The 20,722-nt window shown below is 47.3% G+C and carries 25 protein-coding genes; 7 read left to right on the forward strand and 18 right to left on the reverse strand.

Annotated features, from left to right (window positions below):
* Positions 1–28: 28 nt before the first annotated feature.
* A complete protein-coding gene (locus tag PVA01S_RS03730) occupies positions 29–550 on the reverse strand; it encodes a hypothetical protein (RefSeq protein WP_127605277.1) in 522 nt (173 codons plus the stop codon).
* Positions 551–596: 46 nt separating this feature from the next.
* Positions 597–1,388, reverse strand: coding sequence for a transposase (locus PVA01S_RS03735; RefSeq protein WP_244932887.1), 792 nt, complete (start codon positions 1,386–1,388; stop codon positions 597–599).
* Positions 1,389–1,881: 493 nt separating this feature from the next.
* Between PVA01S_RS03735 and PVA01S_RS03740 the strand changes: the two genes are divergently transcribed.
* The 5 genes from PVA01S_RS03740 (at position 1,882) to PVA01S_RS03760 (ending at position 6,031) form a co-directional block, all read left to right on the forward strand.
* Positions 1,882–2,172, forward strand: a complete 291-nt coding sequence (locus PVA01S_RS03740) for a helix-turn-helix domain-containing protein (protein WP_127605279.1) — start codon at positions 1,882–1,884, stop codon at positions 2,170–2,172.
* Positions 2,147–3,088 carry a DUF1861 family protein gene (locus tag PVA01S_RS03745; RefSeq protein WP_127605281.1) on the forward strand — a complete coding sequence of 314 codons (942 nt, stop codon included), beginning with the start codon at positions 2,147–2,149 and terminating at the stop codon, positions 3,086–3,088. The genes PVA01S_RS03740 and PVA01S_RS03745 overlap by 26 nt, the downstream gene beginning before the upstream one ends.
* Positions 3,089–3,176: 88 nt before the next feature.
* Positions 3,177–3,737, forward strand: coding sequence for a 50S ribosomal protein L25 (locus PVA01S_RS03750; protein ID WP_127605283.1), 561 nt, complete (start codon positions 3,177–3,179; stop codon positions 3,735–3,737).
* Positions 3,738–3,925: 188 nt separating this feature from the next.
* Positions 3,926–4,780 carry an SDR family NAD(P)-dependent oxidoreductase gene (locus tag PVA01S_RS03755; RefSeq protein WP_127605285.1) on the forward strand — a complete coding sequence of 285 codons (855 nt, stop codon included), beginning with the start codon at positions 3,926–3,928 and terminating at the stop codon, positions 4,778–4,780.
* Positions 4,781–4,957: 177 nt separating this feature from the next.
* A complete protein-coding gene (locus PVA01S_RS03760) occupies positions 4,958–6,031 on the forward strand; it encodes an LLM class flavin-dependent oxidoreductase (RefSeq protein ID WP_174817555.1) in 1,074 nt (357 codons plus the stop codon).
* Between the two features lie 193 nt (positions 6,032–6,224).
* Here the strand turns inward: PVA01S_RS03760 and PVA01S_RS03765 are convergent, their stop codons facing one another.
* From PVA01S_RS03765 to PVA01S_RS03795, 8 genes are all read right to left on the reverse strand, one after another.
* Complete coding sequence (locus PVA01S_RS03765; protein ID WP_244932888.1) at positions 6,225–6,629, reverse strand: sensor histidine kinase; 405 nt, start codon at positions 6,627–6,629, stop codon at positions 6,225–6,227.
* A 258-nt stretch (positions 6,630–6,887) separates the two neighbouring features.
* The gene (locus PVA01S_RS03770; protein ID WP_127605287.1) at positions 6,888–8,183 is read right to left on the reverse strand and encodes a polysaccharide deacetylase family protein; all 1,296 of its coding nucleotides are present in this window, start codon (positions 8,181–8,183) and stop codon (positions 6,888–6,890) included.
* Between the two features lie 32 nt (positions 8,184–8,215).
* On the reverse strand, positions 8,216–8,863 hold the full coding sequence (locus tag PVA01S_RS03775) for a hypothetical protein (protein WP_236595735.1): 648 nt from the start codon (positions 8,861–8,863) through the stop codon (positions 8,216–8,218).
* Positions 8,864–9,426: 563 nt separating this feature from the next.
* On the reverse strand, positions 9,427–10,200 hold the full coding sequence (locus PVA01S_RS03780) for a TerC family protein (RefSeq protein ID WP_127605291.1): 774 nt from the start codon (positions 10,198–10,200) through the stop codon (positions 9,427–9,429).
* Positions 10,201–10,640: 440 nt separating this feature from the next.
* A complete protein-coding gene (locus tag PVA01S_RS03785) occupies positions 10,641–11,651 on the reverse strand; it encodes an ATP-binding protein (protein WP_127605294.1) in 1,011 nt (336 codons plus the stop codon).
* Between the two features lie 315 nt (positions 11,652–11,966).
* Positions 11,967–12,113, reverse strand: a complete 147-nt coding sequence (locus PVA01S_RS26455) for a hypothetical protein (RefSeq protein ID WP_164751728.1) — start codon at positions 12,111–12,113, stop codon at positions 11,967–11,969.
* Positions 12,114–12,115: 2 nt separating this feature from the next.
* Entirely contained in the window at positions 12,116–12,577 is a 462-nt protein-coding gene (locus PVA01S_RS03790) for a hypothetical protein (RefSeq protein WP_127605296.1), read from the reverse strand.
* 138 nt (positions 12,578–12,715) lie between these two features.
* Complete coding sequence (locus PVA01S_RS03795) at positions 12,716–13,471, reverse strand: hypothetical protein (protein WP_127605298.1); 756 nt, start codon at positions 13,469–13,471, stop codon at positions 12,716–12,718.
* 144 nt (positions 13,472–13,615) lie between these two features.
* On the opposite strand from PVA01S_RS03795, the gene PVA01S_RS03800 reads away from it, so the two are divergent.
* Positions 13,616–13,969, forward strand: coding sequence for a helix-turn-helix domain-containing protein (locus PVA01S_RS03800; RefSeq protein ID WP_127605300.1), 354 nt, complete (start codon positions 13,616–13,618; stop codon positions 13,967–13,969).
* A 53-nt stretch (positions 13,970–14,022) separates the two neighbouring features.
* Here PVA01S_RS03800 and PVA01S_RS03805 read toward each other — a convergent pair whose 3' ends face one another.
* The 6 genes from PVA01S_RS03805 to PVA01S_RS03830 all read right to left on the reverse strand — a co-directional run bounded on the left by PVA01S_RS03805 (position 14,023) and on the right by PVA01S_RS03830 (position 18,663).
* Entirely contained in the window at positions 14,023–14,487 is a 465-nt protein-coding gene (locus PVA01S_RS03805) for a hypothetical protein (RefSeq protein ID WP_127605302.1), read from the reverse strand.
* Positions 14,484–14,867: a hypothetical protein gene (locus tag PVA01S_RS03810; RefSeq protein ID WP_127605304.1), complete on the reverse strand. Its 384-nt coding sequence runs from the start codon at positions 14,865–14,867 to the stop codon at positions 14,484–14,486. The genes PVA01S_RS03805 and PVA01S_RS03810 overlap by 4 nt, the downstream gene beginning before the upstream one ends.
* 38 nt (positions 14,868–14,905) lie before the next feature.
* Complete coding sequence (locus PVA01S_RS03815) at positions 14,906–15,859, reverse strand: hypothetical protein (RefSeq protein ID WP_127605306.1); 954 nt, start codon at positions 15,857–15,859, stop codon at positions 14,906–14,908.
* Between the two features lie 231 nt (positions 15,860–16,090).
* Positions 16,091–16,570, reverse strand: coding sequence for a 23S rRNA (pseudouridine(1915)-N(3))-methyltransferase RlmH (gene rlmH / locus PVA01S_RS03820; protein WP_054796120.1), 480 nt, complete (start codon positions 16,568–16,570; stop codon positions 16,091–16,093).
* A gap of 470 nt (positions 16,571–17,040) precedes the next feature.
* The gene (locus PVA01S_RS03825; RefSeq protein WP_127605308.1) at positions 17,041–17,208 is read right to left on the reverse strand and encodes a CxxH/CxxC protein; all 168 of its coding nucleotides are present in this window, start codon (positions 17,206–17,208) and stop codon (positions 17,041–17,043) included.
* Between the two features lie 222 nt (positions 17,209–17,430).
* On the reverse strand, positions 17,431–18,663 hold the full coding sequence (locus PVA01S_RS03830; RefSeq protein ID WP_244932889.1) for a S1C family serine protease: 1,233 nt from the start codon (positions 18,661–18,663) through the stop codon (positions 17,431–17,433).
* 173 nt (positions 18,664–18,836) lie between these two features.
* Between PVA01S_RS03830 and PVA01S_RS03835 the strand changes: the two genes are divergently transcribed.
* Positions 18,837–19,049, forward strand: a complete 213-nt coding sequence (locus PVA01S_RS03835; RefSeq protein ID WP_127605310.1) for a hypothetical protein — start codon at positions 18,837–18,839, stop codon at positions 19,047–19,049.
* Positions 19,050–19,106: 57 nt separating this feature from the next.
* On the opposite strand, the gene PVA01S_RS03840 is transcribed toward PVA01S_RS03835, so the two are convergent.
* Positions 19,107–19,910: an MBL fold metallo-hydrolase gene (locus PVA01S_RS03840; RefSeq protein WP_127605312.1), complete on the reverse strand. Its 804-nt coding sequence runs from the start codon at positions 19,908–19,910 to the stop codon at positions 19,107–19,109.
* A 38-nt stretch (positions 19,911–19,948) separates the two neighbouring features.
* Positions 19,949–20,692 carry a two-component system regulatory protein YycI gene (gene yycI / locus PVA01S_RS03845; protein ID WP_127605314.1) on the reverse strand — a complete coding sequence of 248 codons (744 nt, stop codon included), beginning with the start codon at positions 20,690–20,692 and terminating at the stop codon, positions 19,949–19,951.
* Positions 20,693–20,722 lie beyond the last annotated feature (30 nt).

Raw genomic sequence — 20,722 nt, forward strand, 5'->3', positions numbered from 1 at the left:
TAAAATGCAAAGTTTTTGGGAAAAAAAACTACAGCGGAATAACCAACACACTGTGTTTATTTTCAAGTTCTTGTAGGTAAGCCAGTGGATTTTTTCTGAACCTTCGGCGAAGGACGCTTTCTTTTAGTCGGTTATTCCAATGCTGTTTTTGTTGTTTGTAATTCTCATAAGAAACAAGACTTAGTCTGTCAGACAAGTCTTTCTGTCGCAGTGCATCGTCGACAAGCACAACATATTCGCCATTTCGAAGTATGTATTCATTCCAGCTACGACGACCTGTCATCCGACGATGACGCGTCTTCGTCTGCCGGAAAAAACGTTCATGGTCATTGTTTGTTCGTGGTAAATGCGAATGATCGTAGCAAGAGAATAAGCCTTTCCAAAAGCCTTTTGTGTAGCTCTCTACGTTCTTCAACATGGGCAAGTCGGTATCCCGATCATAAATGCTTCGCATCCAGATAAGGATTTGAGTCATTTCCTCACGGACGGTGTGACTAGTTTTGTGTTCAGACGGTTCTAGTGCTTTAACGATGCGGCGAATAGGTTCCATCCACCGGCATGTATCGTAGTAATGAGATTCAAATGAATCTAATTTGCTAAATATTCTGACGATGGATTGAAGAATCGAAGGCCCCTTTTTTACTCAGGCATTGTTCAAGTGACGCCTGAATCGCTTTCGCATTTTGGTAAATTCGCATGCCGGGCAGATCCAGTGGCAGATTGCCGTCTTCTAATAGCAGGGATCTCGCAGCTGCGATGTAACCCCGAGCTACTTCGCTCTCTTCTGAAGATTGGGCTTCTACCCTACGCTCGATCTCCCGGATGCCGCGGAGACTTTTCTTGATCTCAGTTTTGAGTTTTCGATCCAGGTCCACAACCGGCTTGGCGATGTCTTTCAAATAGTGATACTGGCAGTATTGGTAAGGTACATTCGGCAATAACTTTTCAAAGGCTAGACGAATCGACTGTTGGCCATCGCTGACGATTCCAATGATAGGATAGCCAAGCTGAGTGATGGGGCGAATGAGATTTTGAAGCTCTTCTGATGATCCGCTGTTCAAGTTTTTCGCGACAAGTACCGTGCCGCTGAACACTTCACGAATGACATACAGTGTTTCGTTTCCTTTCTCTGGTTGAACGCCGTCCATGGAAAGCATCAGACCGCCGTTTTGCTCAGCTACGACTTTCAGAACTTCGCTGACATGCTGATCAATACTTGCGCCAAGAAGAGCGAGGTACCGCTCGTAAAGCATTTGAGCGTTGCGGTCGGTTGTCTTTACACCGCGGCCATTCAGTTCATCAGCAATCTCTTGACGAGTCATGTGATGCTTAAAGCGCAGCTCACCTACAAGACAGAGCACGTCGAATCCGTAGGTCGTAAATTTCATACAGAGTTTTTCTGCTTCAGCAGACCTGTAAAGCGCACCGGGATGAGGGCACTTCTGGCTAGGACAGCGGTACGCCATACTCCATGCGAAAATAACTCCTTGTAACGTCGAAATTTTCTTTTTCCATACAGCATGTGCTCGCACAAGTTTTGATTCACAGTGCGGGCAGTTCGACATTTCGGGACGAAAGTATATGGTTTTTTCAGGAACGATTCAATTTTTAGGACGCATAAAGAGCCTCCTGTTCATTGAGAAATGATACCCCATTACTTCGACAAACAGAGGTCGAAAACCTCTGTTGTATGGTTATTCCACTGTAGAAAAAAAAGAAAATAAAGATATCTTTATTTCCAAATATAACGGCGGCTATTCAAATTTATTGACTTTTTCCATTTACTGTTTTTATTGCCAAAGCATAACATGACCATTTTTTCTTGTCAAATTTATTGATTTTCCTTTATGGTCGATATATATTGGTGTAGGAGGTGCGTGTATGCCGGTCATACGCAGTAATTTAAAGGAAGTTATGAAACAATATGATCCCAAACTATCGATTCGCAAGCTCGCCAAAGATGTTGATTATCACTTTGATTCCATTCGCAGAATGTACAAGGATGAGATGGTTCAATATCCTCGAGACTTACTGCTGAAGCTTTGCATATACTTTAATATCCAGCCAGCTCAGCTCATTGTAATGGAAGATGACGGATATACGGATTGCGCGATAGATGAATCGGATGGCTACCAGGGGGAAAGTAATGAGAGAAAAACAACCCGTAATTGAAACATGCAAGCAACTGCTGGATAAATTTCACGCAGCTCCCCGGGAAACGAAGGTGGAGAAGTTAGTATTCTCGGGAGTCGGGAACCGGGATGTATACAATATAACGGCCCCGTTTCGCTATGACGGGGAGGAAGTTATCGTAGGAAGAGTTGAGGAACGAAACAGCGAGTTCTCTCAAGTCTTCTTTTTTACTTGCACAAACCAGGTTTGGAAGCCAAGGGTGCATACGCACACCTATAATTTACAGGATCCCTGCATTACCTTCATCAAGGGGGAATTGATTTTCGGCGGCGTAGAAATCATTACCAGTGCCGATAATCCGGATAAAATCGTTTCTTGGGTTACCCAGTTTTACCGTGGATTGCATATCGATTCGTTATGCCATTTTTCGTCCGGACCCGGTACGATGAAGGATATTCGTTTGATAGAGCTTCAAAGTGGTCAGATCGGTATATTCACAAGGCCGCAAGGGGACAGGGGCGGAAGAGGACAGATCGGTTTTACGATTATTCCTTCACTTGAGGAGCTTAATGAACAAACCTTCCTTGATGCGGAAATTCTTCAAGATCAATTCGTTCCTGAAGAATGGGGAGGCGCGAGCGAGGCGCATTTGCTCAAGAATGGCCATGTTGGCGTTCTGGGTCATATCGCTTGTTTCGATAGTGAGCGAAACAAGCATTACTATTCCATGGTTTTTTCAATAAATCCCGAAACCTGCGAGAAAACGCCGATGAAAATTATAGCGGTAAGAGACGATTTTCCAAGGGGGCCCGGGAAACGTCCTGATCTTGAGGACGTTATATTCAGCGGCGGGCTCATACGATTAGGCAATGGCCGGGCGATACTTTCCGTCGGCGTCAGCGACGCTGAAGCCTATCGAATTGAAATTCCAGATCCTTTTATTGAATATGAATAAGAAATGATGAATGTTTGACAAGATTGTCCGGTCATGATATGCTTTTTTTGACAAGAATTTATGGTCAAAAGAGAGCGGGAACAAAACTATGAGCAAATCCATTCAGTTAAGCGAACGTACGAGTGTATTCAAGTCCCAAATGAAGCAAAGCAGAAAGCAGGGACTCATTCCGGCTGTACTATATGGGATGGGCAAAGATACTATATCGGTAGAAGTGAATGAAAAAGAAGTGTTGGATGTGCTCAGGAAAAATCCGCGCGCTATTCTGCAAGCTGTAACATCCGAAGCGGGTGTCGTGCCGGTCCTTATCCAAAGCATTCAACGGGATACGTTGACGGGCAAGCTGATTCATATCGACTTTCATCATGTGAACATGAGTGAAAGCATGGACAGCAAGGTGACGATTCACTTTGCCGGAGAGGCCGTCGGCGTGAAAGCCGGAGGGGTTCTGCAGGTCGAAATGTACGAAGTTGAGGTGCGCTGTATGCCCGATCAATTGCCGAGTGCCATGGAAGTCGATATAAGCGGCCTTGCAATCGGCGACCAGCTTCTCGTATCCGATCTTATTTTCCGGGACGGAGTCAAGGTGTTATCCGATCCGCATGCCGTTATGATCCAGATCAAAACCTTACAAGAAGAAGAGGCTTAAGAAGCGGTAGAAACGCCTTTATCCAAGCCTATAACAAGCAGTTCCCTTAGCTAGAACATCCCCTTATGGCAGACAGTGCAAAGAAGCGTTCATGATTGCATGGACTTCCGACACTTGTTGACCTTAGGGGGTTTTTTTGTCGTCGCATAAGGACAAACGTTTACGATTACTCGGCTGAATGAAGGAGAATGATATTAATCGTGATCAACGTGAATGGTGAATCCAATTCGCACGAAGAGAAGAAAGTGATCCGCAAAACTGCCATAGTTACCGGGGCGAGCAGCGGCATCGGCCATGGGATCGCTTTGGTTCTGGCTAAAAACGGATATGACATCTCTACCGTGTATTGTTCCAATACGGAGGGGATCCGAAATTTGGCCGACGAAATCGAAGGCGTGTATGGTCGGAAGCTTCATAGCATTCGGGGCGATCTCTCCGAACCAAACTTCGTCAAAGATTACGCGAAGGAAGCGATCAGCGTTTTGGGAGAGGTTGATTTGCTCGTAAACAACGCGGGAGCCGGTTTTGGCGGCAGGCTAACGGAAATAAAAACCGACGAAATGATTAAGTTTATTCATATAGATTTTATAGCCCCTGTGCTTTTGATGAAAGCCATCGGCCTTCATATGCTCGATAAGGGTATTCGAGGAAGCATGATTAATATTACATCTACCCGTGCGGAACGGGCTTATCCACATGATTCCATTTACGGCGGCATGAAAGCCGCACTTACGAGAGCCAGCGAATCTGCAGCGCTAGAGATGGCCATCCACGGCATTCGGATAAATAACATTGCGCCAGGAGCAACCGAAATCGAGAAAGAGAACCGTGAATTTTACGATAAACTGGGGAAAAAGATTCCACTTCGCCGTACGGGTAAACCTGAGGATATCGGGGAAGCAGTGCTGTGGCTTGCATCCGACGCGGCTTCTTACATAACAGGGGTAAGCTTGCGTGTTGATGGAGGACTTATCCTCCCCGGCATGCCCGAAAGAGATGATGAAACGACGAGATACTATGGATGGGAACCGATGAATGAGTAAGAGCTGAGATATAATCATAATTGGAATTAGAGGGAATTATCGACAAGATTGGAACGTATGCAAGGGGTTAATTAAGCATTGGGCTTCCTTTCCCCAACATTCCCGATAGCAACTTATTAAATTTGAGAAGCCATAAATAAATGAGTAAACTATAGGTAATAAAGGAGGCGAATCAACATGGCCGATTCGGCGATCAACATGGAAATAGGAATCAGTACATTTTTGGAGACTACACCTGACCCGGTGACAGGAGAGGTCATCAGCCATGCCGAGCGGCTACGCAATGCGGTTGAGGAGATCGTACTGGCCGATCAGGTCGGACTGGATGTCTATGGAATTGGGGAGCATCATCGACCCGATTACGCAGGCGCCGCGCCCGCTGTTGTATTGGCGGCAGCGGCTGCCATGACCAAGCGGATAAAGCTTACGAGCGCTGTTACCGTGCTGTCCTCGGACGACCCGGTACGCGTGTATCAAGCTTTCTCCACCCTTGACGGCATTTCCAACGGCCGGGCCGAAATTATGGCGGGCCGGGGTTCGTTCATTGAATCCTTTCCGCTGTTCGGATACAGCCTGGATGATTATGACGAATTGTTCGAAGAAAAGCTGGAGCTGCTGCTAGCGATCCGCTCCTCGGAGAAGGTGTCTTGGCGCGGCGGTCATCGTCCCGCTATCCATAACCTTGGTGTCTATCCCCGGTCCGTGCAGAACCCGCTGCCCGTTTGGATCGCAAGCGGCGGGAATCCACAGTCTGCTGTTCGGGCAGGAATGCTGGGTCTTCCGATCGCATTCGCCATCATCGGGGGAATGCCCGAGAGTTTCGCGCCGTTAGTCGACCTCTATAAGAAGGCTGCCGCGAAGTCCGGGCACGATCCTGCCAAACTGCCGATTGCGACTCATTCCCACGGATTTGTCGGGGAAACAACCGAGCAGGCTGCCGATTTATTCTTCCCTCCCACACAAGCCCAAATGAACGTTATCGGGCGTGAGCGGGGTTGGGGCCAGCATTACAGCCGGGCAACTTATGATGCCGCACGCAGCCTTCGGGGCGCCCTCTACGTGGGTGATCCCGAATATGTGGCGGAAAAGATTATTCTACTGCGCAAAAACCTGGGGGTTACCCGTTTCTTTCTACATGTGAATGTCGGTACGATGCCGCACCGTGAAGTCCTGCGTGCCATCGAACTGCTCGGCACCAGGGTCGCACCAATCGTACGTAAGGAGCTTGCCCGAAGCGAGGCAAAGGAATAAGCAAATGGCGGGAATCCCCTCGCCTCCTAAACGAAAGGACGCTGACCGCGTGAGGTCAGCGTCTTTTTGCGTTTGCAGGCGGTATCAGGAGAAGAACCCCTTTTTGGGGGACGGCCGACACCAAAGGAAGTTAAACGTAAACGTGGTATTTTCATTGATCACGCTTTTGGCGTAAATTTTGCCATTGTGTTGATCAATGATGGCTTTGGCAATAGCTAACTCCATACTTGCGTACCCTGGATTGATCCATACGATAGAACCGATCAAAGATCTTTTCCAGATGCTCTGATGAGATGCCTTCACCGGTATTGGCAACCGAAAAAAGAATATCGATAAGCTGCTTCTTGAGAGTAATGTTTATTGAACCCTTAGGATTCGTGTATTTAATAGCATTCTCCAAGAGGATCATGACCACTTGTTTGATTTGCTCGCTGTTGCCGCGTGCAGTCAAATCAGGTTCAATTTCATAGCCAAGTGAAATATGTTTCTCAAAGATAACGGCTTCCATCGTTAAAATGACATTTTCAACAGCTTCGCTTACATTAATTTCTGTATAGATCATGCTTGCTCTAGAATCATCCATTTCGGTCAAGTACATGAGGTCAAAAAACTATCTTACATCAGTTAATTTCCAAGATAATAATTAACCAATCAGACAAAATTCAACAAAGAAGACTTTGTGCTTACTTATGATACGGTTCACCATATCATCTATAGAACGAAATCAAAAAGCACCCAAATGGGTGCCTTTTACGTCGTTGCTAAGCAGGCAACAGCATATGCAAATGGGGAGCTACCCCTTCTAGAGAACACACCTACTGCTGAGAATCTGTACTATCTATCACTTTGGTATATTTTATTTGAAGGCAACGAACGTTAAGTTCTTTCCTTTTAAGTATTTTATAATATCTGGAAGTGCCTCCACCGTGTTCTTGTCTTCATGCAGCACATATACGCCCCCAGCAGCTTCGACCTGATGGAAGTATCGAATGATGTCCTCTGGCTTCTTCGCATTCCAGTCCTCCGGATCTCGATTCCACAGGAGGATCTTCATATTCTGCTTCTTGGCCGCGGAGACAAGTTCATCGTTAACCGCACCGTATGGGGGGCGGAACAAAGTAACGGCAGTATGCGTTAGGGATTCGACAACGCTGCTTGTCTTCGACAAATTTTCACTCTGATCCTGAGGGGCGGCTTTCGTAAGTACACTGTGATCCCAGGAATGATTCCCGATCGACATTCCATGCTCGCTCGTATAGGTAACGGCATCCGGATTGCGTTCCGCATTCTTCCCTACGAATAGAAATGTCGCCGCCACCTTGTGCTCCGTCAGAATGTCCACGATATTCTTCGTGAACGGGGAGGGCCCATCATCGAAGGTTAAGGCGACGTATTTCTCCGGCAACCCGAAGAACTTCTTCTCTTCATCGATGTCGATGACTTCAAAGTCTATCTGCGCCTGATTGACGTTGGGCTGAATCGAGGCTTGTGTTAGGGCTGTTTGGTCTGCCACGACAGCCGCATGTGAGATATCGCCCTTGTGCATATCACTAATGGATGCGGAAACAATCGGTGCATTCGAATCATCCGTTGTTACCACTGCCTTCGCTACGCCGATTTGCTCGCTAAGTATACGTACGGAATCGTCCTTGCCCCCGGAAGCGATAGATAGAAAAGCCAGCAAGCCGAGCATAACCGGGAGTAGATTCGCTATCCTCGGCACGCGTGCAGAGAATCGGCGTAGGAATTGGGATCGGCGCTGAGCGAATTTCTCTACCCCGCCATCCTGCCCTCCCTCGTCCATCGGAACGGGCGGAAGGTCTGTTTGCCTGATCCGCTTTATCTGACTTATGTATTCTTCGCTGCATGGAAAATACAGCGTATCCCGGGAGACGCCTGTGGTTCTGATTATGGCACTATAAAAGGTATTTCGGTAAGGATCCCACTTGGAGTAGGGAGAGAGTCGAATCCTGTCTCCATTCAATGGCCTCAACGCTTCAAGCCCAAGAAACGTAAACTCGTCTATATCGATCACGTATGTAGCTTGCCTGTCCTCTTGGGTAACGACGACCTTGATTTGGTTTACACCATCGGAGGTCTTCCCAAGCGACAGCAGCTCCATCACCTGTGTACTGTATGTCTCCATACCCATCTTCGTCCTTCTCTTTCAATCCCGACATGACCTTAATCGGTTGAAGCTCCATCAATCGGGCCTGCATTCGGTGCAAATGGAGACGTTAGCCGGTTAGTAAAGTCATTTACAATATTAAGGAGATGCGTCTTCTCCTGACGAAGGGCATCGAATTTCTGTTTCATTTGGGAGAGCTCGGCTTCAAGCCTCCCGTTCTTCTCTTCAAGCTCGCTGATTCTCTTGTTCTTATCGGCAGTCGTCTCGTTGTGCTTCTGAAGCAAGCCCGCATAGTTCTGGCGTTCGAGCTCAATCACGCTTTTAAGCTCCTCGATCTCACCAGACAAGGTGGAATGGAGCTCTCGGTAGTCTTCCATCATCTGGTCGACCTTCAGATTCTTATCGGTCAGTCTCTGCTCCAGCTCCTGGATGCTCTTCTCACGCTCCTCGATGACCTTGCCCAGGTTCTTCAAGTCCCTGTTCAATCGATCAATTTGTCCGTTCGAATGGCTTAGCCGATCCTGCAAATCGTTGTGGCTCATTTCGACATGCTGCTTGGCCTTAATCATCTGCTCTACGGCGAATACCAGATCGAGCGACCTTTTGTCCATATGGGCCTTATTTATCATAATAGAGCCTGAAGGCTCTTCACTCGCCTCGGATTTAGCTGAATTTACCGACACTTCCTCCTGTGGTTCTTCCAAGTCCCTCCTTATGCCGCGATCCCCTCGCGATTGTTGCTCCTCAAGGCCATTCTTCTTCTTTTGGAAAGGAGAAAACATAGACAACTCACCTTTTCTGAGAAAATATCGATTAATATCGAAAAAAGTTTCCTTAATTATAGATGAGTTTTCCAAATTTATATGCGGGTCTAAAGTACCGATTTATGCCTATTTCTAGGCTAAAAGGAGCGGTAGTATAGGAGGATATCAACGCTATCTCGCTAGATCCATAAAAATTAGGGAGTTGGAAATAAGAATGGAGACGGAAGGCTTACTCCGCCCGTCTCCATTTTGCTTTAGAGTATCTAAAGTGGGCTAATCGCACTAGCCAAAGAAATCCAAAGTTTCGCCTCATTTATGGTACGGTTCACCGCGCTGTCTTTAACGGCAAGTTTTAGGGCCATCCTACAATGGATGGTTCACCTGAACGCCTTAAACGTCGTTAATTACTCCTTAGTAGCAGCAGCTAAAATCAAAATGCAAAATGGGGCTGTCCTTAGGGGATGGCCACTTGTCAGCTATGAAGGACTGTCTGGATGTTGAACCTAGAGCTGATCAGCCTGTGAATGTTTTTTCGCAGGCGCAAACCAACCGAGAAGGGCGATCGCAACCAACACACCATAGAAGATAAGGGTCCAGCCTGTGCTATGCGGGAAATGATGACCTAACACACCAATATCTTCATGGGCCAGGGTAATCACAGCGAGCTTCACACCGACCCATGCCACGATCGCGTAAGCCGTGGTCTCCAGTGCTGGCCGCTGAGCAAGCAGCTTTACAAACCAATTAGCCGCGAATTTGATTAGGACGAGCCCAGCGATTCCACCAAGCACAACAACGATGAATTGTCCTCCGTCCATACCGCCGAAGTCACGAAGCGGTGAGTCCGGGAGACCGAGTGCTAGAGCTACTGCAGCAAGAATGGAATCAATCGCAAAGGCGAGATCCGCAAGAGCAATTTTTCCTACGGTTGGCCAGAAGCCTTTTCCTGTAGCATCTTTTTTTATGTCCTCGCGGATGTTCTCGTTTTCCTTGCCGAAACGCGCTTTGATTATGTGCTTTAACCCAAGGTATAGAAGATAAGCTGCTCCAATCGCCTGTATTTGCCAGACGTTCGCAATAAACGATATCGCAAACAGAGCGGCGAAGCGAAAAACAAAAGCCATAATGATCCCATAATTGATGGCTTTCTTCTTCTGGTCCTCCGGTAAATGCTTCGCGATAACCGCCAGAACAAGGGCATTATCCGCCGATAGCAAACCTTCCAATCCAATAAGAATCAGTAATGCCCATGCATATTCCAACCAAAGTGAATCCAACAGCACTTCTCCTCTCTATGTAAGAATGGTGATGACAAAGTTGTCGCTTACAACCTAAGTTCAATAGAGCCTAGGATTTCCCCGTGTTCACGGCTTTGATTGTACCGTTACTCCTTTTCAATCTCCTCAAGACCTTGAAGTATATGCCATTTTATTATTAGCTTGTCCGACTATAATATACCACTTTGAAGCTGTCAAGTAATGTCTCATTTCATTTTATTAATCGTATAAAGAACATTCTAATCAGATCGATGATTCCTACCGTCATTCAATTGAGAGATATCCTGACCTGAAGCTAAAGAAAAGCAGGAAAAAACTTGCCGTTACTTATGATACGGTTCACCGCTCTATCTTTAACGGCAAGTTTTTGGGTACTGTTTCTAAAATCTTTATAGTCAATAAAAGGGCACCCATTGAAGGCCATTGAAGGTGCCCTTTTATTATTGTCTTTGCAAGAAACCAGCAAATTGCGCATGTCTTCTCAATGTAACTTTTATTGCGTCCTTTATTGAAGACGGCATGGTTGCTTCTGTTGAAAAAGCCTTTATTTCAATTATTACCTTCGGCTTTTGAGAACCTGGGCGCTTTATGAAAATATCAGCCCGTACTGAACTATACCCAGAAGTTAAGGTTTCTTCATAAGTAGCCTCAAGTCCGCTTGTTCTAAACACTCTTGCTATCCTTCTCCCAAGCTGGGTTGGCTTAGTTGTAACACTTTCATACCAAACCCTTGCTTCTTCAGCCCGTTTGGACTCTCTCTCCTTTAGAGGAGTATACTCATATTCATCCCACTTATCAGCTACAACTTGGTAAAAATGAGTTCTCATAAACCTTCCAACATAAGAGTCACCATAAGTACCCTCTGGATTATCTAAGTCATTACAGAGCCTACGAAGGTCTGCAGCCCGGATAGGTATTATCCTTACGTCAAAATAAAGACGCGTGCGATTCAATTCCTTCAATGGTAGTTGGGCCCGATCCTCGGCATTTAGCTCTCTATGCCAGGCTTCCCAATTAAGTTTGTAACCTTCACGGGCTTTAGAGAATTGCAAAACGCGCTGGGTTCGTAGAGCATCCGAAACTGGCCACATTAGTATTACTTGGTATTCCGATAGATTGTGAATATCAATTAGATTATCAGCGAGACGCACCCCCACTGCCTCCATAGCACTCCCAATGGTATGGTAATCTATGCTAATTCCCTTTACATCTTCTTCAATAATCTCAAAATCAGCCAGCGACTTGTCACTATTATGGAAACTAAATGTTTCATCTATAATTTTTGGCCATTCATGCTTATCAGGACCAGTAATAATAAAGCTATCATGTAGTAAAATTCTTCTATTACGCGAAGTTGCATCAACCAGCATTTTCTGAAAATCTAAGCTGGTTGTTAACCAGATGAAGATAATTGGTATTTGACTTAATTCACCTCGGTCAAAAAGGCTCAAATATTCAACAAACTGCGTTGGGATCTTTCCTTGCCTACGACGTTTTCTTCGTATTGATCAATAATAGCAATCAACAATTTCCCGACGTTATGATCTCTTTCTACTGCTGGGTTAAACCTTTACCTTGTATAAAATCAATATAGCAACTTAGTAAATCTATTGCCGCTAAATGGTCGTTCTCATCGTACATTAATGCTTCTTCTGTTATTTCTCTCATAGTCTAATCCCCTTATTTTTCGATTTTGTAGTGTGGGTGGGGGTTTTCCCTATATATTTAATCAAATAGGCGTCTGCCACATCCTCGTAAGTCTCTGGCTACTTTAACGATAGCCGCTCCCAGCGCTTACGCTCGTACTCCTTCTGCTTATCTTTATTGCCAGGACGCTGCCGCCACTTCCTTGCGTATTCACGGTTGTATTGTCTACGGGCTTCGAGAGCCGCTTGGTTTAGTTCATTGTTCAACCTTATTCCCCTCCTTCGAGAATTAGCAACTCTTTCTCCTGTATATCAATCATGCACTGTGTATCTAGTACAGTCTGTTCTGCATCTTCAACCATTTTAGCCGCCCGTAACTTAGCAACCTGAACCTCTTGGCGTTTCGTTACTAAAATGGTTTTATTGTGCTGTAAAAGGTACCGTAATCTGACAGCATTTTCTTTCAATATGCCAAGTTTATAAAGTTGGTTATGTCGTTCAGTTACTGATACTTGTTCAGCTAAAGATTCGTAATACTGTACCTGCCTTTGAAGATCGGCGATTTTAACAGGATTATCAGGGTGCGGTTCCCCCTGTTGTAAGGTATAAATCATATTGCGTAGTTCTCTAACCTTATCCCAATACGATTCTATTAGTTGTTCAATCTCTTGCAGTTTCCTTTCTTCTTGTTTAATCCGTCCTTCAATTTGTTGCGCTACACTTTTAGCCATTTTGCTTTGCTTCGCTTCCTCTCATTTTGAAAATAAAAAAAGCCCATTCCGCAAGGGAAAAAGGCTTGGAAGTTTGAAAGGTTTGGAAGTTTATACTTATAGTTTACAGTCCAATGATGATGATGTAAACCGAAGATTTTAATTACTACGAATAGAAGGATGCTCCCAATATGAGTTCGCTACGCTTTCGAAATTTTTCTTATCAAAGCTATCCCAGTTTATTTTAGTTGCTGTTGCCCTGTTCAATTTTATTTTCATTACGGGACTGGATGAAGTATTTCCGTATTTATCTGTCATAGGAAACTCCCACGTAATCGCCACTTCTTCAACATCAGCTACTTTGAAAAGTTCTTTGAATACCTTTATTGATTCTAATTGCATTCCGCCCTTAATCATATTATTGCTAAGATTGTCGTTTGCTTGTAGCCTTGTAATTACAATCTTATCCCCATCTTTTTGCGTACCGGCATGATCGTTAACCTGTAAATCAATTATCCTTGCAACCCCTGTATTAGTCTTTGCACCTATTGCCGTTGTAATGGCAGACCGTACCTGCCCGTCTACTCCTGTTGTTTGAGTGGCTTTGTTTGTTTGGGAAGGTGCGTTTACCGTTTGATTGCTTAGCCCCGACTCGTCATCACCTATCAATGCAAATACAAAGAAAGCGACAATCGCTAATACAACCAGAATCCCAAAACAACCTAAGCAGCCTTGCAAGAATTTGTTCCCCTGTGGCTTGGTTGTATTTGAACCACTACTTTTTGTTCCCGATGTGCTTGCTTCTTTACCTGCTGTTGGTTTAGCTGCCGCTTGTACTGGTGGCTTCTGCTGCGGAACACTACTCCTAACGGGTGATGTAGTTCTTTGTCCCTGACTTGTACGATTTCCTTGCATATGTGGCTCTCCTTTTTCGACAAATTGTGGCTATCCAAAATTATACACGATTGTGATACTAATAGTATTAAAGATTTTGATACTATACTACTTCTTACTGCAATGCCTGCTGTTGTCTACACTCAATCATAGAGGTGTATGCCAATGCAGGATATTCTGAAACTTGTAGGTTCAAGGATTAGAGATTACCGCAAGTCGAAAGGATTGTCGCAAGACCAACTTGGGGAAATGTGTGGCTTTCATTTTTCATATATAGGTGGTGTCGAGCGAGGGGAACGTAATCTATCATTAGAGAACATCGGCAAAATTGCTGTTGCATTAGATGTTGAGCCCAAATTGCTTTTTGAGTTTGATGAACCTTTTATACTACCTGTTGCCGAGGAAAAGGAAGCCGCTTTACATGAAGTGCTGGCTATTTTGAAAGGCAAGGAAGTAAGCCAAATACGCATGAGCAGAAATATACTTGCTGAAATTTTCAATACACTTCCGTATAAATAAGAAACAGGCTCAATGAGTGAGCCTGTTTCTTATTTATGCCTATTATTTCAAATTTACAACCATCCAAATAGCTTAGCTATTGCAAGTCCAGAAGATGAGGTTCTTACCACATCTCCAAACATTCCCCATGTCTTCTTAGCTCTGTCAAAATTTTTATTTTTAATTGCTTCTTGCAATTGAGTAACATCATTCTGTGCATCCTTTTTCTCTTGAGCCTCAGGAAGACCATCAATAAACTTAACTAAATCAGCCATCAAAGCTTGTGATTTCACGAGCGTTTCTTCAGTTACGCCGCTTGTTACATTAGATGTTTGAACTACATCTCGACCACCTTGTCCAATATTTCCATTAATATCTCCATTAAAAGTATTACCACTCATATTGTTTGAACTGTTATACACGGTGGCACAACTTCCTTCCTTCAAAATAAATATTTGCTGTTGTATACCTAAGCCAACCTTGTTCAAGTCATATAATGATGTTGAACCAGAATAACTGCTATTATCAATGGGTCTCACGTGCTCGGGAGTACTGTTAACTTCTTTTTTTTTACGAATTGTAAGTACTCAGATGTAAAATTAAAACCTACCCATATTCTTTCAGGATTCGGAATATAGTCAATTCCACATATATGACATCTCCGTTCTATAATCGGCAATTTTTCTGGAGTGTCTACTGAAAAATCACTATCGCCCTCGGGACATTCGACCTCATAATAAACATAAATTTTTTTTCTCTTTGTCTTTGCGGCCTCTGTAAATAAATACTCAGAGACAGCCTTTAAATCAGCTATTCCCGTGTATGTGCAAACAAAGTGAGGAGAGAAAAACTTTTTGTCTTGAACAGCCATTTCCTCTAAAGATTTTTCAAGGATGCCCTCCAATTCAAATTCGTCCATGCTCTCCACCACCTTTCCCTTATTTACTTATAATCATTCTATGCTCCTTCAACGAATTCTTGATCTTCTTCGGATTCGTCCTTAGGAAATTTTATCTGCAAAATGTGTTCAAAAACATGTCTTATAGCTTCCTCGCCCACATTTGAGCGAAACCATAGTCCTTCACCTGTGATGACGTATGATATGCTTTCTTCTTCATAACCAAAAGAGTATGGAAACTTGAACACGAATGTTTTTTTTTTCATCGGTTGATTAGAAAACTCTAACTGATACTGTTCCTGACTTTCCAAATCCTCAACCTGAGTGTTCGCTGTAACTTCTTTTGTGGCATAAACCCCTTCGGTCATTTTATGCTTGGCAGCACGTAACCGAGCGCCTAATGCCAGTGCTAATTGCCTTGCTTGTTCGTCGTTCAATTTTGTAAGCTTGTCCCATACTACTTCTTCTTTAATATCCATGATCTCTAGGACAGCTGTTTTAAAAAGATCATTTTGTGATTGATTTGCACGTACTTCTAAAGCAAAGGGCGAGAAATGTATGACCACGTAGTCCAACACTTGAGGACTTCTAAATACAATTTCATAGTTTTCCAAATATCGTCGTGGAGTGCCTAAGTATGAGAAAGCAAGCACCATTCGATCTGCAAGTTCATGTGCTCTAATCAACTTTGGTTCATGAGTTAATTCAGGCCGTAATCCACCAGCAAAAATGGCACCAGTATATTTTTTTACAAGATGGTCTTTAAAATACTCCTTGTTGTGCCAGTCGGCCGAAATTCCGTTAATCATCATGTGAACGTTTACGGCGGTCGCGCCTGCAAACTTAAACTCAGAAGCTAACCTTCTACCAACCTCTGGAATTTTACTGGCAATAATCTCAGCCATTTCCTCATTGGAGCTTAATTTTACTTCGCTTTCAAGCCCCTCATTTTTTACTATCTGCTTTAACGCTCCGCTCGGCACTTGCATTACTAGTTCATCTTGCAGCCGCATTAACAATGTCCCCCTAATCAATACATTTTATACCAATGTATCATGAGGCTCGTTCCCATGCAACGAAATGATTAGTGCTATACACTTTTAATTGTAACATATGGATGAACTATCGTCTTTATCATTTTAAAATCACTCACACTTAACGATTTAAGTCCCTTATGTGTACATCTGTTTCTTTGCCGACAGTCATTTTATACGGTATCGTCAATTCAAACCGTTCCTTTACCATCACTTGTGGTACGGTTCACCGCGCGCGATCTTAAACGCGCGATACACTTGCTCCACCAGCACGAGCCGCATCAGCTGGTGGGGCAAGGTCATGCGCCCGAACGACAGCTTCAGGTCGGCGCGCGCCAACACCTCGGGGGCTAAGCCCAGCGAGCCCCCGATCACGAACGCCACGTGGCTGCGCCCGTACGTGGCCAGATCCTGCAGCTGCCGCGAGAGCTCCTCGCTCGACAGCGCACGTCCGTCGATGGCTAGCGCCACGACGAACGCATCGCTGCGCAATTGCGCGAGCAATCGCTCGCCTTCGCGATGCTTGACCTGCGCCTCTTCGGCGGCGCTCATCGATTCCGGTGCCTTCTCGTCGGGCACCTCCACCAGGTGCATCTTCGCGTAAGGCCCGAGCCGCTTCACATATTCCGCAATGCCCTGCACCAAGTACGCTTCCTTTAACTTGCCTACGGCCACAATCTGGATGTTCATCCGCCTAATCCACCGCTTTCACGTTTACTATACTTCTAGCTTCCTCGGGTTTTCTAATCTTGTTATCGCTGATTTCCTAGGTTGCCCAGTTTACCTGGTATACCTGGTTAGCCTGGTTTTTCCTGGCCCCCTAGTCTCCTGGTCTCCTGGTCTCCTGGTCTCCTGGTCCCCTGGTCCCCCGGTCTCCTACTTTCCCTCGTTTTCCCGCTTTTCTCCCTTTCCCGCTCCCGCCTCACCAACTTCCAGTTCCCTCACTATAACTGCTGCCCCAGCTTCCCTACTCATCCTAATCTCCTCTGCTCTTCCCGGACCCTCCTGCTCTTCCCACGCTCTTCTTCCTACCCATCACCGCATGCACCTTCATTCCCGCTTCCCGTCTTCCCATGCACCCTGCATCCCAACAGCCCCCAAAAAGTTCCACGTGCAACAAAAAAGAAGGTCGACCTTCCGACCCTCTCCCCGTAACTTCCCTATACGACTAAGAACCGCCCCGGACCGGAGCATCGTTCGCAGTGCTCCGGCGCCTGCCATTCGCTGAACTTCACTTGTTCCAAGTCCACGATATCCGGCGCATCCTCATACTCATCCACGAACATATCGATCGCAAGCTCTAAGTGTTCCTTACAAACCACATGCATCCACGAAACCCCTTTTTCTCTTCCCTAATCATACGAGCGCCGCCACAATCATCCCCGCACCCGTATTGAAACTGTATTACTAGTTTACCCCAATCGGGCCCAACTCACAACAGACGAACGCCGGACTCCGGCGAAAATGTCACCCCGCTCCCTGCTTCCCTCTACGTCCCGCACGAAGGAGGAACCCTCCCAAGGCAGAGGGATCAGCTGCCCAAGTCGTCCTTAGCGCTCCTTCAGCTCCTCCAACGTCACCGATACCGTGTACTTCTTGCCGCTGCGGTAATACGTGATCGACAGCTTCTCGCCGACCTTCTTCGCGCTATAAATGTATTTGCGCAGCGACAGCGTGCTGTCAACCGGCTTGCCGTCGAGCTCGACGATAACATCGCTGCTCTTCAGCCCCGCACTCTTCGCCGGTCCGGTCACATCGATGACGAGTACGCCCTGCTTCACGTCCTTGGGCAGCTTCAGCTCTTCCGTCCCCTTGAATGCCTGCAAATCCTGCGTCACGACGCCAATATATGGCCGCTTGATCCGATGCTCCTTAATGAGCGTTTCGATAATCGACTTGGCTTCATTAATCGGGATGGCGAAGCCGAGCCCTTCCACGCCCATGTCCGCTACCTTCAACGTGTTGATGCCGACCACCTTGCCGTCGAGATTGACGAGCGCGCCCCCGCTGTTTCCGTGGTTAATGGCCGCATCCGTTTGAATCACGTCCATCTCCCAGTCGAACTCGCCTTCCCGACCTAGCGAAACCGGGATCGTACGCTTCGGCCAGCTGATAATGCCCTTTGTCACGGTCGGCGCGTAGCCAAGCCCAAGCGGGTTACCGACGGCAATCGCCGTCTCCCCCGGCTGCAGGGCGTCCGAATCGCCGAACTCCGCGATTTCCTTAATCCCGTTGCCTTCCATTTCGAGCACAGCGAGATCGGTAATTTGGTCGCGGCCGACCAAGGTCGCCTTGCGCTTCTCACCCGTCAACGTAATGACATCGAGCTGCGTAAACCCGTCGACAACATGATTGTTCGTAACAACCCGCACCTTATCGCCCGCCCGAGCGAAAATGACGCCCGAACCGAGCCCCATCGGCCCCCGGCCCGGAACTGCAGCGTCCGCTCCCTGCTCGCCTTCCGCAGCGGAGCCCAGAATGCTTACGACGGCCGGCCACACTTTCGCCGCAGCGCCGACCACCATATCGCTCGCCTGACGCTCGCCGGCCATTTCCGGCCTCACCGCCCCGCCGGGTGGCGTCACGGCCATAGCGGCGACTGCTTCAGCCTGCGGCTGCGCTTCTCCGGCGTAGAACGCCAGGACGATAGCCAGCGTCACAAAGGCGCCGCCGGCAGCCGGGAGCATCCACACCGGAAGTCCGAACGGACCGCTTCTTGGCAAACGCCACGCTTCCCTGCGGGACATTTTCGTGGAATAAAAATCGTCATCAAATAAACTCACCGTCGCTGCCCCCTTGGTCCGCCAGTGACCTGCTGTGCGGCCCTTCCTGATGGTTACTTCTAAAGTGTACCCGATAATCTAGCACTCTGAAAAACGGAAATACTAGGAATAGTTTCGCCCGAACGAGACTAGAATAGAATCATAACCATTCCTGCTCAGGAAGGATGATTCCAATGACAACGAACCGTATTCATTCCCATCTCGACGAAATCGCGTGGATCGGCAAGCTGGCCGACCTTCAAGACCATCAATACCGCAGCACGCTGCTGCTAAGCGCCCTAATGGAGCTGCTTCAAGAGAAGGGACTCTTAACCTTGCAGGAACTGACCGACAAGGCCCATGCCCTCGAGAAGCAGGATGCGGCCGGCCTTCCCGGCGCCGAATAGCTCCCCCCCCCTCACCTGACCGCAAGGTCCGCCATAACCGCTGGCGTCCAGAAGCATCTATTCCTCGCCCAGCCGATCCCACGCCGTCGCACGGTCGTGGTACGTATCCATCAGCTTGGGACGGTGGTCATCCGGCGCCAGTCGGTCCTCTACTATGTTATTCACAGTCAGCCTGGCCAAATCCATCAGATTGTGATCACGGCTTAAATGGGCCAAGTAGACCCGTTTCGTCCGCTCTGTCATCACATCCAGCAGCGCATGGCCAGCCGCTTCGTTCGACAAGTGCCCGACGTCGCTGAGGATGCGCCGCTTAATATTCCACGGATATCGGCCCATCCGCAGCATCTCGATGTCGTGATTCGATTCCAGCACGAGCACGTCGCTGTCTTGAATTTTCTCCTTCACCTTCGAGCTCATGTAGCCAAGGTCGGTGGCCACGCTCAATTTCTCTTCCTCGTGATAAAAGCAATACCCGACCGGCTCGGCCGCATCATGCGAGATGCCGTACGATTCCACCTGCAGCGAGCCGAATTCGCGCACCTCGCCGGTTTGCATCACGCACCGGTTCGCCTCCGCGATTTCGCCGATATGGCGGTCAAGCTCAGACCATGTCTTCTCATTTGCATATACAGGCAAATTATATTTCCGCGCCACAGCGCCCAGACCCTTAATATGATCCGCATGCTCATGCGTGACCAGAATAGCGTCGATCTCCGACAGCGACATGTCCCGCTCCTTCATGAGCTGATCGATCTTCTTGGCGCTCAAGCCGGCATCGATCAGCACCTTGCCTTCTTCCGTCGCGACAACCGTCGCATTGCCCGTCGAACCGCTCCCCAGAACCGTAAACCGTATTCCCATTTCCCTGCTCCTAACCCATGTTTGCCAACGTTTCAAGCTTATGATTTTTTATTCTGCGGCGGCTCCACCGCACCGTTAATCGCATGAATGAAATACAAATCGCCATTGCTCAGCGACACCCGCCACGTCGGCACCATATACAAGGTCTGCGAGTTATACACTTGGCCGTGGTACCCGAGCCGTACGCCCGTAATGACCGCCCCCGGCTGCAGATGATTCTCAATGAGGCTCCGCAGCGCAATATACGGCGAGATGACATTCTGCTCCTTCTGACTTCCCTCCGCCTGCACTTCCACGAACCCTTGGCGGTACGCGTTGACAATGCCGTTCTTCTCATACAGCTCGAGCTGCACCTCGAACATCGGCAGCGTACCGTACAGCTGATGGAAGACGTATGTACCGCCTCGGCTCATAGCCGGGTCGAACTGGTACGACTCCGTGTACGCGATGCCGGTTTTGGCCAGCATATCCTTGAACGTGCCCTTGTTGATCAGCGGGTCGAACTTGAACGGCGACGCCAGCGGAATCGGCTGATCCGGCGTATAATGCTCGTCGAACCGCGCCACAATCTCCCGCAGCTTCGGCACTTCCTTCGGAATGTCTGCGGGCACTTGAATATTGTTCAGCTTCAACAGCCGCTGCAGCTCCTCTGCCGCCTGCGCTTCCGGATTTCCCCCAAGTTCCAGCAGATCGGATCGGCTCGTGCCAAGCTGAACCGCCAGAATCACATTCAGCAGCAAAAAGGATAAAATCAGTATCGTCTTGGCCCGGCCCCAATCCATCCGCCTTCCCCCCTCTCCTTAGCGTCATCG

The sequence above is a fragment of the Paenibacillus validus NBRC 15382 genome, from assembly GCF_004000985.1.
GTDB classification, from domain to species: domain Bacteria; phylum Bacillota; class Bacilli; order Paenibacillales; family NBRC-103111; genus Paenibacillus_G; species Paenibacillus_G validus.

What these genes read in the sequence shown, in the direction of transcription:
- PVA01S_RS03730 (WP_127605277.1), bottom strand. Translation starts at nt 550, where the DNA reads ATGGAACCTATTCGCCGCATCGTTAAAGCACTAGAACCGTCTGAACAC.
- PVA01S_RS03735 (WP_244932887.1), bottom strand. Translation starts at nt 1,388, where the DNA reads ATGAAATTTACGACCTACGGATTCGACGTGCTCTGTCTTGTAGGTGAG.
- PVA01S_RS03740 (WP_127605279.1), top strand. Translation starts at nt 1,882, where the DNA reads ATGCCGGTCATACGCAGTAATTTAAAGGAAGTTATGAAACAATATGAT.
- PVA01S_RS03745 (WP_127605281.1), top strand. Translation starts at nt 2,147, where the DNA reads ATGAGAGAAAAACAACCCGTAATTGAAACATGCAAGCAACTGCTGGAT.
- PVA01S_RS03750 (WP_127605283.1), top strand. Translation starts at nt 3,177, where the DNA reads ATGAGCAAATCCATTCAGTTAAGCGAACGTACGAGTGTATTCAAGTCC.
- PVA01S_RS03755 (WP_127605285.1), top strand. Translation starts at nt 3,926, where the DNA reads ATGATATTAATCGTGATCAACGTGAATGGTGAATCCAATTCGCACGAA.
- PVA01S_RS03760 (WP_174817555.1), top strand. Translation starts at nt 4,958, where the DNA reads ATGGCCGATTCGGCGATCAACATGGAAATAGGAATCAGTACATTTTTG.
- PVA01S_RS03765 (WP_244932888.1), bottom strand. Translation starts at nt 6,629, where the DNA reads ATGTACTTGACCGAAATGGATGATTCTAGAGCAAGCATGATCTATACA.
- PVA01S_RS03770 (WP_127605287.1), bottom strand. Translation starts at nt 8,183, where the DNA reads ATGGGTATGGAGACATACAGTACACAGGTGATGGAGCTGCTGTCGCTT.
- PVA01S_RS03790 (WP_127605296.1), bottom strand. Translation starts at nt 12,577, where the DNA reads ATGGCTAAAAGTGTAGCGCAACAAATTGAAGGACGGATTAAACAAGAA.
- PVA01S_RS03795 (WP_127605298.1), bottom strand. Translation starts at nt 13,471, where the DNA reads ATGCAAGGAAATCGTACAAGTCAGGGACAAAGAACTACATCACCCGTT.
- PVA01S_RS03800 (WP_127605300.1), top strand. Translation starts at nt 13,616, where the DNA reads ATGCAGGATATTCTGAAACTTGTAGGTTCAAGGATTAGAGATTACCGC.
- PVA01S_RS03810 (WP_127605304.1), bottom strand. Translation starts at nt 14,867, where the DNA reads ATGGACGAATTTGAATTGGAGGGCATCCTTGAAAAATCTTTAGAGGAA.
- PVA01S_RS03815 (WP_127605306.1), bottom strand. Translation starts at nt 15,859, where the DNA reads ATGCGGCTGCAAGATGAACTAGTAATGCAAGTGCCGAGCGGAGCGTTA.
- rlmH (WP_054796120.1), bottom strand. Translation starts at nt 16,570, where the DNA reads ATGAACATCCAGATTGTGGCCGTAGGCAAGTTAAAGGAAGCGTACTTG.
- PVA01S_RS03825 (WP_127605308.1), bottom strand. Translation starts at nt 17,208, where the DNA reads ATGCATGTGGTTTGTAAGGAACACTTAGAGCTTGCGATCGATATGTTC.
- PVA01S_RS03835 (WP_127605310.1), top strand. Translation starts at nt 18,837, where the DNA reads ATGACAACGAACCGTATTCATTCCCATCTCGACGAAATCGCGTGGATC.
- PVA01S_RS03840 (WP_127605312.1), bottom strand. Translation starts at nt 19,910, where the DNA reads ATGGGAATACGGTTTACGGTTCTGGGGAGCGGTTCGACGGGCAATGCG.
- yycI (WP_127605314.1), bottom strand. Translation starts at nt 20,692, where the DNA reads ATGGATTGGGGCCGGGCCAAGACGATACTGATTTTATCCTTTTTGCTG.